We start from the raw sequence: 16792 nt of genomic DNA, 5'->3' as shown, positions 1-16792 counted from the left end.
CTTAAGGTCTGTTTCGAAACTCGCCGGCAGCATCATTCAAGTGTTTATCTGTTGCGGGGGCATTTTTAATTGCTTTTGCACCCCAACTGCCTGCTCCTCTCACCTGACCGTAAACAGGTATAGCGCCTTGCAGCAAGTTGCCAATATCTTCAAATGCACTGTCCATCTCGGCCTTTGTCTTTCCAAAACGTTTACCAAGATCGTTGTATTTATTCGCATACTTCATAAGTGAAGTCACCGGATTATCCAGGGTTCGCTCTACAAAGCCTGCTTTATCTTTGCTGACACCCAATAGCTCCAAAAACTCTGAAGTCCAGAAAAAAGGATTTTCCAAAAACTCCCCCACTCCCTGCTTTAACAAACCCAATGCGCCATTTTTATAATTCCAACCCTGTGTTTTTACGGATACCGTGCGCGCCTCAGTTGTCGGAGGTACAAAGGGGCGTAAAACGTCTAACAACCCCTCTAACCCACCATCATCAAGGCTTTTCAAAATTTCTTTTTCCAGCGCCGCAGAGTACTGTTCAGCTGTCAATGGAATGAGAGGTGCCTTACGCCGCAAGCCATCTTCCACAACGTAATAATTTCCTTTGTCACCCAGCCCCGTCAGGTTTCCTGCGGTGTCGTATTTATAGAGTACTAACTCACCATCAGGCCGCTTTCCGGAGTAAACGGCAAACCCTCGGGACTTACCCATACATGCTGCAGATCCGTAAGGCCATTGACGGAAATCGGGGTGACGGCTTCTTGGCTCAGCCTTGCCTGACGCTCGAACACATTGCCGAAGATGTAGCTTGATCCCCCCATCGCCATTTTTGGCTTGGAGTTCTCCGGCGCCGCTGCCCACTCGTTCATGGACTTCACGACACTTCTGACCGCATCGGAATTTACATCACTACCGAAATGGGCAAGGAATGCGTTGAAGGCAGCCGGGGTTTTGGGCAGGGTTTTCAAAAACGCCCGCATGTCCCTGGTGCTTGTAAACTCATAGAATGATTTAAAATCACTCTCCGGCATGTACAGTACAATGTTAGTACTACCGGGCATGGCGGGGTCACGCCTGAGAATAAACATATCGTTAGCGCTCACACCGCCCACGCCAAAACTCAGTACATTCACCTTGGGGGCGTTTGACAAGCCCGGAGATGTAAGGGTATCGAGCAATTCTTTCCCGGACGGCGTTAATGCGCCACGGTCGGTATCTCTGGCCAATAACTCAGTGAATTTCGTATAGGTACCCAACTTTTTCCAAGAGGGCAAAGCATGCTGGACTGACGAAGAACTTTGGCTTGAGCCTTTAGGTGAAACAGGTCTATCTCTGGGTTTATATTGAGGCCATAGGAAAGACTTCATTGAAACAATGCTCATAAAACAACCCCTTATCTAATGTCTTAGCATAAAACGTTCTGAATCCTCCCTTATCGGCGTCGCTTCCTACTCCCCCACTTCATTAGTTACAGTTTTCGCCTGATATCCATCACTAGTACAACACCTTCCGTAAACGGCGCGCAGTCGAAATAACCAAATGCTGTCATTCATAGGTGGCGCCGAAGTGGGCATATGTTCCGTCAAAACGCCTTAATCGACGTGACAAGGAATGTCGCGAGCCCTATATTCCCCTCTTTCTTTTGTATAAATTGATTTTCGCGAGGACAGCGTGTCTAAAGGTGTTGTGTTATCGGTATTGGCCTCGGTGTTGTTTGCCGTGATGTATTACTTCACATCGTTGCTCACGCCATTGAGCGGCCTGGAGATCTTCGGCTGGCGCATGCTGCTGACCGTGCCGTGCATGACGGTGTTCATGATCGTCAGCGGTGAATGGCGGCGGGTGTGGGAATTGCTGCGAATGCTGGCGATCAAGCCTGCGTTTATTGGCGGGGTGGTGTTGTCTTCGGCTTTGCTCGGTGTGCAGTTGTGGCTGTTCATGTGGGCGCCGCTCAATGGGCGCAGCCTGGATGTGTCGGTGGGGTATTTCCTGCTGCCATTGACCATGGTGCTGACCGGTCGCCTGGTGTACGGCGAGCGGTTATCGCGTCTGCAACAGATCGCGGTGGTGTTTGCCGCCCTCGGTGTGCTGAACGAGTTGTATCAGGCCGGCGGGTTCTCCTGGGCGACGCTGGTGGTCATCATCGGCTACCCGATCTATTTCATCGTGCGCAAATACCTCAAGACCGATCACCTGGGCGGACTCTGGCTGGACATGGCGCTGATGCTGCCAGTGGCCTGGTGGTTTGTGCAAAGCGGCGAACAAGGCTTTGCCGTGATGGATGCCCACCCAAAGCTGTACGCGTTGATTCCACTGCTGGGCCTGATCAGCGCGTCGGCGCTGGTGAGCTACATCATCGCGAGCCGTCTGTTGGCGTTCAGCCTGTTCGGGCTGCTCAGCTACGTTGAGCCGGTGCTGTTGCTGGGCGTCGCACTGATATTGGGTGAAGGGATCAAGGGCGGTGAATGGCTGACCTACATCCCGATCTGGCTGGCGGTGATGGTGCTCGTGTATGAAGGTTTCAAGCATTTGGTGCGCCAGCGTAAAGCCTGATTCACGGGCAATAAAAAGCCCGGCCGGGGTTAACCTCGGCCGGGCTTTTTATTGCTTATTCGGTGGTCAACACGCCACGACGCACCTGGTCGCGTTCGATGGATTCGAACAGCGCCTTGAAGTTGCCCTCGCCAAACCCATCATCGCCCTTGCGCTGGATGAATTCGAAGAACACCGGGCCCATCAGGGTTTCCGAGAAGATCTGCAGCAACAGGCGTTTGTCGCCCTCGATAGACGAGCCATCCAGCAGGATGCCGCGTGCTTGCAGTTGGTCCACCGGCTCGCCGTGGTTTGGCAGGCGGCCTTCGAGCATTTCGTAGTAAGTGTCCGGTGGCGCCGTCATGAAGCGCATGCCGATCTTCTTCAACGCGTCCCAGGTCTTGATCAGGTCGTCGGTGAGGAACGCCACGTGCTGGATGCCCTCGCCGTTGAACTGCATCAGGAACTCTTCGATTTGCCCTGCGCCCTTGGACGACTCTTCGTTGAGCGGGATGCGGATCATGCCATCCGGCGCGCTCATGGCCTTGGAGGTCAGGCCGGTGTATTCGCCCTTGATGTCGAAGTAGCGCGCTTCACGGAAGTTGAACAGCTTTTCGTAGAAATTGGCCCAGTACACCATGCGCCCGCGATAGACGTTATGGGTCAGATGGTCGATGACCTTGAGGCCCGCGCCTTGTGGGTTGCGCTCCACGCCGTCGATGAACACGAAGTCGATGTCATAGATCGAGCTGCCTTCGCCAAAACGGTCGATCAGGTACAGCGGCGCGCCACCGATGCCTTTGATCGCCGGCAGGTTCAGTTCCATAGGGCCGGTTTCGATATGGATCGGCTGGGCGCCGAGTTCCAGGGCACGGTTGTAGGCCTTTTGGGAGTCCTTTACGCGGAACGCCATGCCACACACCGACGGGCCATGCTCGGCCGCGAAATAGGAGGCGATGCTATGGGGCTCGTTGTTGAGGATCAGGTTGATCTCGCCCTGGCGATACAGGTGTACGTTTTTGGAGCGGTGAGTCGCGACTTTGGTGAAGCCCATGATCTCGAAGATCGGCTCCAGGGTGCCCGGCGTCGGCGACGCGAATTCGATAAATTCAAAGCCCATCAGGCCCATTGGGTTTTCGTATAGATCTGCCATGGTGGCACCTCATCATTCTTGTAATAGACACAGTGTCAGTTGCGAGCAAGGATGAGGTTGCAGGGCGGCGCACAGGAAAGACCTCGCACACTGCGGGCGAGAAAGTCACCAAAGATGAGGGGGGAGCCGAGTAGCTTCATGGTGTCATCAGTCTCTGACGGCCTAGGCTTGCGTGAGCGCAAGTCCATATTCTTGTATGCGTAAATCGATTCTACACAGCGTAACCAGGTTTGTCCGTACTCTTATCAAATCCCCAATGCCTTGGCCGGCGCAAGGGGTTTGTTGCACCGGTAGATGCCCAGCAGGATCACCCCGCCACCGCAGAGCATTGGCCAAGTCAATGGCTCGTCCAGCAACAGCGCACCGCAGACCACCGCCGTCAGCGGGTTGAGCGCGATAAACACCCCGGCACGGGTGGCACCGATTTGACGCAGGCCATCGTAATAGCCGATGTACGCCAGGGCCGACCCTAAAACCCCGAGATAAAGCAGGCTGAAGATTTGCGGCCTATGAATGACCTCCAATCCTGCCATCGTGAATCGACCGTTAGCGAGCGTGGTAATCACCAACATCAACGTACCCAGCAAGATCGACCACGTGACCGTCTGCAATGAACCCAGACGTTGGTTCAGCCTGTGTGAAAACAGCGAGTACACGCCCCACCCCACCACACAGCCAAAAATCAACAGGTCACCACGCCAGGCATTGGCGGTGCCTTGCAGCAGTTGCGGGTTACGGCTGACGATAACGGTCGCCGCACCGCCCAGGCATAGGGCAATGCCCAAAAGCTTGACCCTTCCAAGGCGCTCGCGAAACAACAGCCAGGACGCCAGCCCGATCACCGCCGGGTTCAAGACGACGATCAGAGAGGCGCGCGATGCATTGATGTACTGCAGGCCATAAAAGAAGCACAGGTTGTAGGCATAAATGCCGCAAGCACCCAACGCGGCCAACTGCGCCAGTTGCGTGACACTGGGGCGCACCAGCGGTGTACGCGTAAACGCCATGAACAACACCAACGCCAGGCTGGCCAGCACAAAGCGCAAGCTGGCTGCCAGCAACGGGTCGACGCTCGCCGCCACATAGCGGCCCGCGACGAAGGTACCGCCCCAGATCATGGTCACGGCCACCATTTTCAGGTACGTACGCTGGTCTGCGGTTAAATTCATCAGTGAGCACTCTGCAAGAAGATGGATTGGCGTATTCTTCTGCTAATACTTGATCATCGTAAAATGAGTAATTGCTCATGACACTGACCCAACTTGAACTCTTTTCCCTGGTCGCCGAACTGCAGGGTTTTACCAGTGCAGCCCACCGCCTGGGTATCAGCCAATCAGCGGTGTCACATGCCATCAAGGCACTGGAGCAGGAACTGGGGGTAGAACTGTTCCGGCGCCATCAGTCCCAAGTGGAACTCAGCGACATCGGCCAACAGCTGCTGTTGCGCGCGCGTGCGATGCTCGGCCTGGCCAACACCTTGCAACAAGAGGCCGCCGATGCCCGTGGCATGAAACGCGGCACGCTGCGCATTGGCTCGTTTGGGCCGACCTCGTCCAATCGGCTTTTACCACCCATTCTCGAGCGCTTTCGCCTGGCGTATCCGGGGATCGAGGTGCATATCGATGAGGGCCCGGATCGCCAGGTGCTGCAATGGCTGGACGAGCGGCGTATCGACGTGGGCTTTGTGGTATTGGAGCAAGAACGCTTCGACACCTTTGCACTTTTTGAAGATCAACTGGTGGCGCTGCTGCCGGCCAATCACCCTCTGGCGTCTCACCCCGCCATTGGCCTTGAAGCGCTGTGCGACGATCCTTTCATCCTCACTGAGGCGGGCTCTTCGGAGCTGGTGACGCGGTTATTCCACAGCGCACGGCTAAGCCCGAAAGTACGCTTTCGCTGCGCCCAACTGCTCAGCACCCTAGAAGCCGTGAGCCGAGGTGATGGCGTGAGCCTGGTGGCCCAGGCTTCGCTGCCGCAAGTGGCGGACACACGCTACGTGCAGCGCCCCCTGGCACCGGCCGTTGCGCGCACCATTGGGTTGGCGGTGCTGGACCGCCGGCAGGCATCCCCCGCTACCCTGGCCTTTGTCCAACTGGCACAGAGTGTTCATAACCGCTCCTCGTGACCCTGCGTAATGGTCTGACGGGACTAATGGCCGAACAGCCAGGTGCAACGAGCTAAAACCAGCCGAGCCATCTATCATCGAACTAACTTTGATTTGCCCTCCGGCGCTTTTCCCACATCGCACCAGGCCGTTTCCAATGCCCCTGACCGTTAATGGCCCGCGAAAACGCGCCACACGTTACTTGATCACTTCGCTTAGCGCGTTGCTGCCTATCGTATTAGGCGTTGCCATCCTTTACTGGCAGGCCGAGCGCTCCCTTGAGCAAAGTACCGCCCAAACTGCCCAGGAAGCGGTGCGCCAGGTCGACCTGATGCTCGACAACACCGCCCTCGCCGCCCAGGCGCTGATACCGCTGGCGGGTCAACCGTGTGATAACGGTGCACAACTGGCACTGCGCGAGCAGGTCACCCGCCGACCGTTTGTGCGGGCGACCACGTTGTCCTGGCAAAGAAACATCTATTGCAGCTCATTGTTCGGCGGTGAATACGAGTCGAAGGTCAACCCGGACGACTACGTTGATGGCCGCCTGTGGCTGATGAACGGCAACCCGGTTACCCCCGACACCGCACTGCTGGTTTATCGACTGGTCGACGGCGACAAGGCGGCGTTCGCCTCGATTGACGGCTACCACCTGGCCAACGCCTTGCGCCTGATCAGCCGATACGCGGAGCTGGTCCTGCAAGTAGGCCCAAATTGGATGAGTGACGACGGCAAGGTGCAAAACTCTGCCGTGCCGACGTTTGCCGTGGCGCATCATCATTTGGCCTCCGAACGTTATGACTACAGCGTCGAAGCCGGCATGCCGGCCGGTGAAGTGTGGCGGTACATGGAAGCCCGCTACCCAGCGCTGTTCAGTCTGCTGGTGTTTTTTGGCGTGCTGGCCGGCGTCCTTGCGCACTGGCTCCAGAAACGTTCCTCAGCACCGACTCATGAATTGCGGCGGGCGCTGGGCGCCAACGAGTTCGTCCCGTACTTCCAACCCGTGGTGCGTGGCGATACGCGCGAATGGGCCGGTTGCGAGGTGTTGATGCGCTGGCAGCACCCCAAGGAGGGCCTGGTGCGACCTGACCTGTTTATACCGCTGGCCGAACATTCCGGACTGATCGTGCCGATGACGCGCGCGTTGCTACGCCAGACCGCCGCTCAATTAGCACCCCACTCGGACCGCTTCCATCCGGGGTTTCATATTGGCGTGAACATTACCGCGCGCCATTGTCAGGATTTGGCGTTGGTGGAGGATTGCCGGGAATTCCTCGCCGCCTTTGCACCCGGCCAGGTAACGCTGGTGCTGGAGTTGACCGAGCGTGAGTTGATCGAGCCCACCGACATCACGCGTCGCTTGTTCGACGCCCTGCATGAACTGGGAGTGATGATCGCCATAGACGACTTTGGCACCGGCCACTCCAGCCTGGGTTACTTGCGTAACTTCAATGTCGACTACTTGAAGATTGATCAAAGTTTTGTCGCCATGATCGGTGCCGATGCGCTCTCGCGACATATCCTGGACAGCATCATTGAACTGTCGGGCAAGCTGGATCTGGGCGTCGTTGCTGAAGGCGTTGAAACCGTAGAGCAATGCGAATACCTGGCGGCGCAAGGCGTAGACTTTTTGCAAGGCTACCTGTTTGGGCGGCCATTGCCCGTCGATGAATTCATTAAATCGCTGGCCAGCCATTGATTAGCCATGCACTAGGGCGCTTGAAATCGGATTATTTAGATTAAAGACATGATTTACTCGTGGCGGATTAACTACTACAATTTTTCCTGCCTGTGCAGAACTCGCAGGACGACTTCTTTTTTTGAGTCGCCTAAAGCTTTTGGCTTATAGCTTTGTCTGCAGTTGATATCAGCCAAATACACTATTGGAGTACAGATTTTGTCCAGACTCGCCGAATTTCGCGCAGCAGAAAAAGCCCTTCAAGAGCAGCTTGCCCAGCTGGAATCCTTGAAGAACGACGCCGGCCTGAAGAAAGAAATCGAATTCGAAGAAAAGCTTCAAGCGCTGATGAAAACCTACGGCAAAGGCCTGCGGGACATCATCTCGATCCTTGACCCCAACCCGGGCAAGTCCAGCGCAGCGGCCACCGTCGCACCAAAACAACGCCGTGCCCGCGTGGTCAAGGTTTACCAAAACCCACACACTGGCGAGCTGATCGAAACCAAAGGTGGCAACCACCGTGGCCTCAAAGCGTGGAAAGAACAGCACGGCGCGGCCACTGTAGATTCCTGGCTGCGTAAGTGATCACACTGCACTAATAAAGAGCCCCGCATTCGCGGGGCTTTTTTATTGGCGTGTTCGACATCGAACTTAAATAACATTTCACTTCATTCAGAATCTACGCGAGCAATGCATTTAAAGTTTCAGGCTGTCGCGCACCGAGCTGACTTCATCCTTGCTCGATTCGTACGCATCGGGCTGGCCGGCGTATGAGAAAACATACGCTTTATCGGTATCAACAGCCCCCACCAATGTTTGCGAAAGCACGTGCCGGCCGTTTTCGGTAATCACACAAGTAGTTTCCAACGCATCAAGGCGGCTCAATGTTGTAGGGCGCATCTTGCTGCACACACTTTGATACCCGCTTTGGGCAAAATCTTTCTGAATAGACTTGCGCATCTCCAGCAATACGCCTTGAAGATTAACCGTGTGCCCGGCTTCGATCGGCGTGCCGGTCAACTCCATCACCATCAAGGTTGCGCCGTTTTCATCATTCTTGATTGCCCGCTGACGAGACACGGCCTGAGGTTTTGCGGGCGCGTCACCATCAGGGACAACTTCCTCGACTTGCCAGCCACTGGGCCAATGGATTTGCGGGTCAGCCGCCAACAGAATCGGGCTGGCCAGCAGCAAACACACAGAGGTCAACAGCGGTTTACGAAATTCGATCATTGCGAAAAACACTCAAGGTTCAAGTCACAAAGTCTGAGGCCCGACCCCGCTGGTCGCAAGGCCTGCGTGACCTTTTTCATTTGGCGCCGCGCGCAGCCCTTGCGTATCATGGCCGGGCTGCACGGATGCCGGCCGCAAGCCAAGGGACCGCTCATTTCATCTAGAGCTGCGTTTGCCCCATTTTTTTCTGGAGGGCCCATGAGCCTGCACGAACTGAACACCTTCCCGGGCGTTACCGCCCAACCTGACACCGCTACCGCTAACTTCGTGTTCAACCACACCATGTTGCGGGTCAAGGACATCACCAAATCCCTGGATTTCTACACCCGCGTCCTGGGTTTCTCCCTGGTTGAGAAGCGCGACTTCCCGGAAGCTGAATTCAGCCTGTACTTCCTGGCCCTGGTGGACAAATCCCAGATCCCGGCCGACGCCGCCGAGCGTACCCAGTGGATGAAATCCATCCCGGGCATCCTGGAACTGACCCATAACCACGGCACCGAAAACGATGCCGACTTCGCCTACCACAACGGCAATACCGACCCTCGTGGCTTTGGCCATATCTGCATCTCGGTGCCGGATATTGTCGCGGCATGCGAGCGTTTCGAAGCGTTGGGCTGCGACTTCCAGAAGCGCTTGAGCGATGGCCGCATGAAAAGCCTGGCGTTCATCAAGGACCCGGATGCGTACTGGGTTGAGATCATTCAGCCAGCGCCGCTGTAAAAGTCTCACGCAATAAAAAACCCCATGATCACTCATGGGGTTTTTCGTTTCTGCTCCTGAATTTACGCCGGGGCGGAAGTGCGGATCAGGTGATCGAAAGCACTCAGGGAAGCCTTGGCGCCCTCGCCTACGGCGATCACGATCTGCTTGTACGGCACGGTCGTCACGTCGCCGGCGGCGAAAATGCCTGGCAGTGAAGTCTCGCCACGGGCATCAACGATGATCTCGCCACGAGGCGTCAGCTCCACGGTGCCTTTGAGCCAATCAGTGTTGGGCAACAAACCGATCTGCACAAAGATGCCTTCCAGGTCGACGGTCTTGAACTCGCCGCTGTCACGGTCCTTGTAGGCAAGACCAGTGACTTTCTGGCCATCACCTTTGACTTCGCTGGTGAGTGCGCTGGTGATCACATCCACGTTTGGCAGGCTGTACAGCTTGCGTTGCAGTACAGCGTCGGCGCGCAGCTTGCTGTCGAACTCAAGCAAGGTTACGTGGCTGACGATACCCGCCAGGTCGATGGCCGCTTCAACGCCGGAGTTACCGCCGCCGATCACCGCCACACGCTTGCCTTTGAACAATGGACCGTCGCAGTGCGGGCAGAAGCACACGCCCTTGGCCTTGTATTCCTGCTCGCCCGGCACACCCATTTCGCGCCAGCGGGCACCGGTGGCCAGGATCACAGTCTTGGACTTGAGGGTCGCACCGCTTTCAAAGCGAATTTCGTGCAGGTCACCCGGGTTTTTCGCCGGGATCAGGCTACTGGCGCGCTGCAGGTTCATGATGTCCACGTCGTATTGACGCACATGGGCCTCAAGGGCGCTGGCCAGTTTCGGCCCTTCGGTTTCCTGTACAGAAATGAAGTTCTCGATGGACATGGTGTCCAACACTTGCCCACCAAAACGCTCCGCGGCTACACCGGTACGGATGCCTTTACGCGCTGCGTAGATGGCGGCTGCCGAACCGGCTGGGCCACCGCCGACAACGAGTACATCGAACGCCTCTTTGGCGCTGATTTTCTCGGCGGCTTTTTCAATACCGCTGGTGTCGAGCTTGGCGAGGATTTCTTCCAGGCCCATGCGACCCTGGCCGAAGTTCACACCGTTGAGGTACACACTAGGCACCGCCATGATCTGGCGCTCATCCACTTCAGCCTGGAACAGCGCGCCGTCGATCGCGACGTGGCGGATGTTCGGGTTGAGCACGGCCATCAGGTTCAGCGCCTGGACCACGTCCGGGCAGTTCTGGCAAGACAGCGAGAAGTACGTCTCGAAGTTGAACTCGCCTTTCAGGGCGCGAATTTGTTCAATCACTTCGACACTGGCCTTCGACGGGTGGCCACCGACTTGCAGCAGGGCCAACACCAACGAAGTGAATTCATGGCCCATGGGGATGCCGGCAAAACGCAGGCTGATCTCGGCACCTGGGCGGTTGATGGAGAACGAAGGCTTGCGCGCATCATTGCCATCGGTTTTCAGGGTAATCAGCGTGGTGAGGCTGACCACATCCTGCAAAAGAGCAAGCATTTCCTGGGATTTCGCACCGTCGTCAAGGGAGGCGACGATCTCGATCGGCTGGGTGACCCGTTCCAGGTATGACTTCAACTGAGCTTTAAGATTGGCGTCCAACATACGGGCGATTCCTTTTTAATTCGGTAAAAAAAAACGCCCGAGCGAACCTCGCCCGGGCGTTTTTGAGGGCGGATGCAGCTTACTTAAGGTGCGGTGTATTCCGCCCTGAGGTACTCACAGACTTAGATCTTGCCAACCAGGTCCAGGGACGGAGCCAGAGTAGCCTCGCCTTCTTTCCACTTGGCTGGGCACACTTCACCTGGGTGGGCAGCTACGTACTGAGCGGCCTTGATTTTGCGCAGCAGCTCGGAAGCGTCACGGCCAACACCGCCGTCGTTCAGTTCAACGATCTTGATCTGACCTTCTGGGTTGATCACGAAAGTACCGCGGTCTGCCAGGCCAGCTTCTTCGATCAGCACGTCGAAGTTGCGGGAGATGGTCAGGGTTGGGTCGCCGATCATGGTGTACTGGATTTTGCCGATGGCTGGCGAAGTGTTGTGCCAGGCAGCGTGGGCAAAGTGGGTGTCGGTGGAAACGCTGTAGATTTCGACGCCCAGTTTCTGGAATTCGGCGTAGTTGTCAGCCAGGTCTTCCAGCTCGGTTGGGCAAACGAAGGTGAAGTCGGCTGGGTAGAAGAACACTACGGACCACTTGCCTTTCAGGTCAGCGTCGGTCACATCTACGAAATTGCCGTTTTTGTAGGCGGTAGCTTTGAACGGTTTTACTTGGCTGTTGATGATAGGCATCGTTGACTCTCCGTCAGGTTTGTAGAAAGGGTTACAAGTTGATGAAGTGAATCCTACCCACTCTTCGCGTCGATGGCTCATTGGCAAACCTGATGCTGACGATTGGTTTTCCCTATCAGGTGACTGTATTAATAGAAGAAATCTCAAAGCAGCGGTTGCGTTGCCAATGTCATGCCGAGAAAGGGCGTCGCTTCAACATAGCGCATGGCAGATTTCATGTCGTTCCAGCCGACGTAACTCATCAACGACTTCAAGTCCCAGCCGCTGCGATGAGCCCAGGTGGCAAAGCCCCGCCGCAGTGAGTGACTGGTGTATTGCTCAGCGGGGATGCCTGCGCGCTCAATCGCCTGACGCAATAGCGGGATGACACTGTTGGCGTGCAACCCCTCCTCCCCCAAGTTGCCCCAGCGATCAATCCCGCGGAACACCGGCCCCCGCACCAACGCCGAGGCGCTGAGCCATTCGCTATAAGCCTGCACCGGGCACAGGCGCAGCAGCGCCGGGGTGTGGTAGGTCTTGCCGAGGTTGTCACGATCGCTTTTGCTGCGCGGCAGATAGAGGCTGATGCCGGTGCCGGGCGTGGCCTGCACATGCTCGATTTCCAAGCGGCAGAGCTCATCACTGCGAAAGCCACGCCAGAAGCCCAGCAGGATCAGGGCTTTGTCGCGCTTGGCGCGCAACAATCGAGTTGGGTCGTGAGGCGTGTCATTCATCTCAGCCTCAAGGGACGCTACCACCTGCTCCAGATGCTTGAGCTGCAGCGGTTCGGCCTGTTTCTCTTGTGCCGGATGCACGGCGCGGATCCCCTTGAGCACCTTGCGCACCACCGGCGCCTTGGTGGGATCGGGAAAGCCCTGGCTCGTATGCCATTGCGCCAATGCCGAGAGCCGCAGCTTCAAGGTGTTGACCGCCAACACGCCGGCGTGCGCCACCAGATAACGCGCCACGCTGTCGCTGGTCGCGGGCAGGAACCCTCCCCAGCTCACTTCGAAGTGCTCGATCGCCGCACGGTAACTGCGCCGCGTGTTATCGCGGGTGGCGGCATTCAGGTATCGGTCCAGATCGCTCATGGGTGGGCCTATTCGTACTGCTGGCGGGTATATGCACGGTCAAAACGCTGATGACACGGGATAATACGCCAATATCCCATCTGTTAAATCATGATTTTTAATGGATTTTTATTTGTGATATAGTACGTACATACATACTACGTACCACAGCACTAAATCGACGGAGACCCCATGGCTCGCGGCGGCATCAATAAAGCAGTAGTTCAAACGGCCCGCCTGGCGATCCTCGCCCGCGGCGAAAACCCCAGCATCGATGCCGTACGCATCGAAATGGGCAATACCGGCTCGAAAACCACGATTCACCGCTACTTAAAAGAGTTGGACGACAGCGAGACCCGGCTAACCATCACCGAAGCGCCCATTGACGACGAGCTTGGCGAGCTGGTCTCACGACTGGCCCAACGACTGAAAGAGAAAGCCCAAGAGCCTATCGACCTGGCCTTGGCGCAATTCGAACAACAGAAGGCAGCCCTCCTCACGCAGCTGGAAACCCTGGAAGAGGCTCACGGGCAGCTAAAACAGCAATTTGATATCCAGGCCGCCGCGCTGGCAGATGAAAGTGCCGCACTGCAAACAGCCAGCACCAGCCTGCAAACCGAACAAACCCGCAATGCGGGGCTCAGCCAGGCCTGTAGCGATTACGAGCTGCGCATCAACGACAAGGACGAACAGATTCGCTCACTGGAAGAGAAGCACCTGCACGCCCGCGATGCGCTGGAGCATTACCGCAATGCAATCAAGGATCAGCGTGAGCAGGAGCAGCGCCGCCACGAAGGTCAACTGCAGCAAGTCCAGGCCGAGCTTCGCCAAGCCCAGCAAAGCGCACTGGTGCGCCAGGATGAAATCACCCAACTGCATCGCGACAACGAACGGCTATTGATTGAACATCGGGTAACGATGAAGGAATTGGCGGCACTGCAGGAGCAAGCCCGCAAAGACCAGGCTCAGCAGCTCAAGCTCAGCGAACAGGTGAGCCAGATAGACAGCGAGCGCACCTTGCTTCAGGAGCGGCTGCGGGTAGCCGTGCTGGAAGGTCAGTCACGCCAAGCGGCACTGACTGAACACCAGCACACCAACAAAACCCTGGAACAGGACCTGATCAAGGCCCAGGCCAGTATCGAGGCGTTGCGCCTGGCGGCCGTCATTGCAACGGCGCCAGAGGCAACACCACAGGGCTGATCAGCCCGCCACAGGCGTGCGCATGGTGACGAACTCTTCCGCCGCCGTAGGGTGCACGCCGATGGTTTCATCGAAATGCCGCTTGGTCGCGCCCGCCTTGAGCGCGATCGCCAAGCCCTGGACGATCTCGCCGGCGTCCGGGCCGACCATGTGGCAACCCAACACTTTGTCGGTGTCGGCGTCGACCACCAGCTTCATCAGGGTTTTCTCTTGGCACTCCGTCAGGGTCAGCTTCATCGGCCGGAAACGGCTTTCGAAGACCTGTACGCTGTGGCCCTTCTCTTTCGCTTCTTCTTCGGTCAGGCCCACCGTGCCGATGTTCGGCAAGCTGAACACTGCGGTCGGGATCATCGCGTAATCCACCGGACGATATTGCTCAGGCTTGAACAGGCGACGCGCCACGGCCATGCCTTCGGCCAGCGCGACCGGCGTCAGTTGCACCCGACCGATCACATCACCAATAGCCAGGATCGACGACTCGGCGGTCTGGTACAGGTCGTCCACTTCAACAAAACCGCGCTTGTCGAGTTTGACCCCGGTGTTTTCCAGGCCCAGGTTGTCGAGCATCGGGCGGCGACCGGTGGCGTAGAACACACAATCGGCTTCGAGTACACGACCGTCTTTCAGGGTGGCCTTGAGGCTGCCATCGGCTTGCTTGTCGATGCGTTCGATATCGGCATTGAATTGCAGGTCCAGGCCGCGCTTGGTCAGCTCTTCTTTCAGGTGCGTGCGCACCGAGCCGTCGAAACCGCGTAGGAACAGGTCACCGCGATACAGCAACGTGGTCTGTGCACCCAGCCCGTGGAAGATGCCAGCAAATTCGACGGCAATGTAACCACCGCCCACCACCAACACACGCTTGGGCAATTGCTTGAGGAAGAACGCCTCATTGGAGCCAATGGCGTGCTCGCGTCCTGGAATCTCCGGGATCTGTGGCCAGCCACCGGTCGCGATCAGGATGTGCTTGGCGGTGAAGCGTTCGCCATTGATTTCTACCTGATGCGGGTCAACTACGCGCGCGTGACCCTCGTGCAGGGTGACACCGCTATTGACCAGCAGGTTGCGGTAGATGCCGTTGAGACGGTTGATCTCGCGGTCCTTGTTGGCGATCAAGGTCGCCCAATCGAAGTTCGCTTCACCCAGCGACCAGCCAAAACCACTGGCTTGCTCGAAGTCCTCGGCAAAGTGTGCGCCGTACACCAGCAGCTTTTTAGGCACGCACCCCACGTTCACGCAGGTGCCCCCCAGGTAGCGACTTTCCGCCACCGCCACTTTGGCGCCAAAGCCCGCAGCAAAGCGTGCTGCGCGAACACCGCCAGAACCGGCGCCAATTACATACAAGTCAAAATCGTAGGCCATTTCACTCTCCTCGGCAGGCCATCAGCATACCGACTTACATGGGACTGAAAAACGAAAAAGCCACCCGAAGGTGGCTTTCTCTTAAAACAGGTTTGGCTACCGTGGATCAGTAAGCCTTGCCAGTCTTGTAGAAGTGCTCGTAGCAGAAGTTGGTGGCTTCGATGTAGCCTTCAGCGCCGCCGCAGTCGAAACGACGACCTTTGAATTTGTAGGCAATCACGCAACCGTCTTTGGCTTGCTTCAACAGGGCGTCGGTAATCTGGATCTCGCCGCCTTTACCTGGCTCGGTTTCTTCGATCAGCTTGAAGATATCCGGGGTCAGGATGTAACGACCGATGATCGCCAGGTTCGATGGAGCATCTTCCGGCGCTGGTTTTTCAACCATGTCGCGCACGCGAATCAGGCCATCACCGATGTCATCACCAGCAATCACGCCGTACTTGTTGGTTTCCTGAGGATCAACCTCTTGAACGGCAACGATGGTGCAGCGGTATTTCTGGTAAAGCTTGACCATCTGGGTCAGTACGCCGTCGCCTTCCAGGTTGACGCACAGGTCGTCCGCCAGCACCACGGCGAACGGTTCGTCACCGATCAGCGGGCGACCGGTCAGGATAGCGTGGCCCAAGCCTTTCATTTGAGTCTGACGGGTGTAGGAGAACGAGCACTCGTCCAGCAGCTTACGGATGCCGACCAGGTATTTTTCCTTGTCGGTGCCCTTGATCTGGTTTTCCAGCTCGTAGCTGATGTCGAAGTGGTCTTCCAGCGCGCGCTTACCACGGCCAGTCACGATGGAGATCTCGTTCAGGCCGGCATCCAGTGCCTCTTCGACGCCGTACTGAATCAGTGGCTTGTTCACCACCGGCAGCATCTCTTTAGGCATGGCTTTGGTCGCTGGCAGGAAGCGAGTGCCGTAACCGGCTGCTGGGAACAAGCATTTCTTGATCATATAAGTCCTTACAAAGGGCTGTGCGTACGAAATTCGGCGCAGTCTAATCAGGCCGCAGTCACCTTACAATGGGTCCTGCTGGCGTTGCGATGTCATCATAGAGAAAAAATGTCGGCGTAAGTTCCGCTGATCTTACGAAGAGCAGCCTCGCCGGCACGGCAAAAAAGCCTGCACCTCCCAGCTTCAAAGGGCTGCAACCTTTTTAGCATGCTTTCGCCGCCAGAACACTGACCTAGAATAACTTGCGCGTCTGCGCGACATTTGGCGCTATCATTACTCCCTTGAACCAGACCACGAGATTCTTAATAGATGTCGGAACCAAAAGGCGTGAACGGCTACCTGATCACCAAGCGAGCGGACGGCTGGCACTTGATCAACTTCCACGGCGACAGCGTTGCCGGGGCATTTGCGAGCGAAAGCCAAGCGATCGCCGTCGCTGAAGTCTTTGTGGATGAGGCAGGCCACGCATCGAGCAAGCGGCCTAAAGGCAAGTAAGCCTCGAAGGCTTCGTAAAAAGC

17 protein-coding genes are annotated in these 16792 nt (G+C 56.8%); 7 read left to right on the top strand and 10 right to left on the bottom strand.

Going from position 1 to position 16792, the window contains the following annotated elements:
- Position 1: 1 nt before the first annotated feature.
- Both CFE47_RS03190 and CFE47_RS03185 read right to left on the bottom strand, forming a co-directional pair.
- Positions 2 to 697 (bottom strand): hypothetical protein, encoded by a 696-nt coding sequence (locus CFE47_RS03190; RefSeq protein ID WP_286835457.1) that lies wholly within the window; start codon positions 695 to 697, stop codon positions 2 to 4.
- The gene (locus CFE47_RS03185) at positions 640 to 1368 is read right to left on the bottom strand and encodes a dermonecrotic toxin domain-containing protein (RefSeq protein ID WP_286835456.1); all 729 of its coding nucleotides are present in this window, start codon (positions 1366 to 1368) and stop codon (positions 640 to 642) included. Before CFE47_RS03185 ends, CFE47_RS03190 begins: the two co-directional genes overlap by 58 nt.
- Before the next feature lie 289 nt (positions 1369 to 1657).
- Here CFE47_RS03185 and rarD point away from each other — a divergent pair, with 289 nt between their 5' ends.
- Positions 1658 to 2539, top strand: coding sequence for an EamA family transporter RarD (gene rarD / locus CFE47_RS03180; RefSeq protein ID WP_185706023.1), 882 nt, complete (start codon positions 1658 to 1660; stop codon positions 2537 to 2539).
- Positions 2540 to 2594: 55 nt separating this feature from the next.
- Here rarD and hppD read toward each other — a convergent pair whose 3' ends face one another.
- Both hppD and CFE47_RS03170 read right to left on the bottom strand, forming a co-directional pair.
- On the bottom strand, positions 2595 to 3671 hold the full coding sequence (gene hppD / locus CFE47_RS03175; RefSeq protein ID WP_185706021.1) for a 4-hydroxyphenylpyruvate dioxygenase: 1077 nt from the start codon (positions 3669 to 3671) through the stop codon (positions 2595 to 2597).
- A 245-nt stretch (positions 3672 to 3916) separates the two neighbouring features.
- Positions 3917 to 4840 (bottom strand): DMT family transporter, encoded by a 924-nt coding sequence (locus tag CFE47_RS03170; RefSeq protein ID WP_286835455.1) that lies wholly within the window; start codon positions 4838 to 4840, stop codon positions 3917 to 3919.
- 77 nt (positions 4841 to 4917) lie between these two features.
- Between CFE47_RS03170 and CFE47_RS03165 the strand changes: the two genes are divergently transcribed.
- From CFE47_RS03165 to CFE47_RS03155, 3 genes are all read left to right on the top strand, one after another.
- On the top strand, positions 4918 to 5796 hold the full coding sequence (locus CFE47_RS03165; RefSeq protein WP_286835454.1) for a LysR family transcriptional regulator: 879 nt from the start codon (positions 4918 to 4920) through the stop codon (positions 5794 to 5796).
- Positions 5797 to 5932: 136 nt separating this feature from the next.
- Positions 5933 to 7474 carry an EAL domain-containing protein gene (locus CFE47_RS03160; RefSeq protein ID WP_286835453.1) on the top strand — a complete coding sequence of 514 codons (1542 nt, stop codon included), beginning with the start codon at positions 5933 to 5935 and terminating at the stop codon, positions 7472 to 7474.
- A 198-nt stretch (positions 7475 to 7672) separates the two neighbouring features.
- On the top strand, positions 7673 to 8038 hold the full coding sequence (locus CFE47_RS03155; RefSeq protein WP_286835452.1) for a histone-like nucleoid-structuring protein, MvaT/MvaU family: 366 nt from the start codon (positions 7673 to 7675) through the stop codon (positions 8036 to 8038).
- 111 nt (positions 8039 to 8149) lie between these two features.
- On the opposite strand, the gene CFE47_RS03150 is transcribed toward CFE47_RS03155, so the two are convergent.
- Positions 8150 to 8686 carry a DUF4946 domain-containing protein gene (locus CFE47_RS03150; RefSeq protein WP_286835451.1) on the bottom strand — a complete coding sequence of 179 codons (537 nt, stop codon included), beginning with the start codon at positions 8684 to 8686 and terminating at the stop codon, positions 8150 to 8152.
- A gap of 198 nt (positions 8687 to 8884) precedes the next feature.
- On the opposite strand from CFE47_RS03150, the gene gloA reads away from it, so the two are divergent.
- Positions 8885 to 9406, top strand: a complete 522-nt coding sequence (gene gloA, locus CFE47_RS03145; RefSeq protein ID WP_012724171.1) for a lactoylglutathione lyase — start codon at positions 8885 to 8887, stop codon at positions 9404 to 9406.
- Positions 9407 to 9468: 62 nt separating this feature from the next.
- Here gloA and ahpF read toward each other — a convergent pair whose 3' ends face one another.
- The 3 genes from ahpF to CFE47_RS03130 all read right to left on the bottom strand — a co-directional run bounded on the left by ahpF (position 9469) and on the right by CFE47_RS03130 (position 12790).
- The gene (ahpF, locus tag CFE47_RS03140; RefSeq protein ID WP_185706007.1) at positions 9469 to 11034 is read right to left on the bottom strand and encodes an alkyl hydroperoxide reductase subunit F; all 1566 of its coding nucleotides are present in this window, start codon (positions 11032 to 11034) and stop codon (positions 9469 to 9471) included.
- Positions 11035 to 11156: 122 nt separating this feature from the next.
- The gene (ahpC, locus tag CFE47_RS03135; protein WP_003173835.1) at positions 11157 to 11720 is read right to left on the bottom strand and encodes an alkyl hydroperoxide reductase subunit C; all 564 of its coding nucleotides are present in this window, start codon (positions 11718 to 11720) and stop codon (positions 11157 to 11159) included.
- A gap of 143 nt (positions 11721 to 11863) precedes the next feature.
- On the bottom strand, positions 11864 to 12790 hold the full coding sequence (locus tag CFE47_RS03130; protein WP_286835450.1) for a site-specific integrase: 927 nt from the start codon (positions 12788 to 12790) through the stop codon (positions 11864 to 11866).
- Between the two features lie 171 nt (positions 12791 to 12961).
- Here CFE47_RS03130 and CFE47_RS03125 point away from each other — a divergent pair, with 171 nt between their 5' ends.
- On the top strand, positions 12962 to 13969 hold the full coding sequence (locus CFE47_RS03125; protein WP_286835449.1) for a DNA-binding protein: 1008 nt from the start codon (positions 12962 to 12964) through the stop codon (positions 13967 to 13969).
- On the opposite strand, the gene gorA is transcribed toward CFE47_RS03125, so the two are convergent.
- Both gorA and galU read right to left on the bottom strand, forming a co-directional pair.
- Positions 13970 to 15328 carry a glutathione-disulfide reductase gene (gorA, locus tag CFE47_RS03120; protein ID WP_286835448.1) on the bottom strand — a complete coding sequence of 453 codons (1359 nt, stop codon included), beginning with the start codon at positions 15326 to 15328 and terminating at the stop codon, positions 13970 to 13972. It abuts the gene before it with no gap.
- Between the two features lie 106 nt (positions 15329 to 15434).
- Positions 15435 to 16274, bottom strand: coding sequence for a UTP--glucose-1-phosphate uridylyltransferase GalU (gene galU / locus CFE47_RS03115; RefSeq protein WP_003212579.1), 840 nt, complete (start codon positions 16272 to 16274; stop codon positions 15435 to 15437).
- Positions 16275 to 16583: 309 nt separating this feature from the next.
- On the opposite strand from galU, the gene CFE47_RS03110 reads away from it, so the two are divergent.
- Positions 16584 to 16769: a hypothetical protein gene (locus CFE47_RS03110; RefSeq protein WP_012724166.1), complete on the top strand. Its 186-nt coding sequence runs from the start codon at positions 16584 to 16586 to the stop codon at positions 16767 to 16769.
- Positions 16770 to 16792: the final 23 nt, after the last annotated feature.

This window comes from Pseudomonas sp. PGPPP1 (genome assembly GCF_002255865.1).
In the GTDB taxonomy this organism is placed as follows: Bacteria; Pseudomonadota; Gammaproteobacteria; order Pseudomonadales; family Pseudomonadaceae; genus Aquipseudomonas; species Aquipseudomonas cremoris.
Note: the sequence above shows the minus strand (reverse complement) of the source record. Positions and strands in the feature narration are given on the sequence as shown.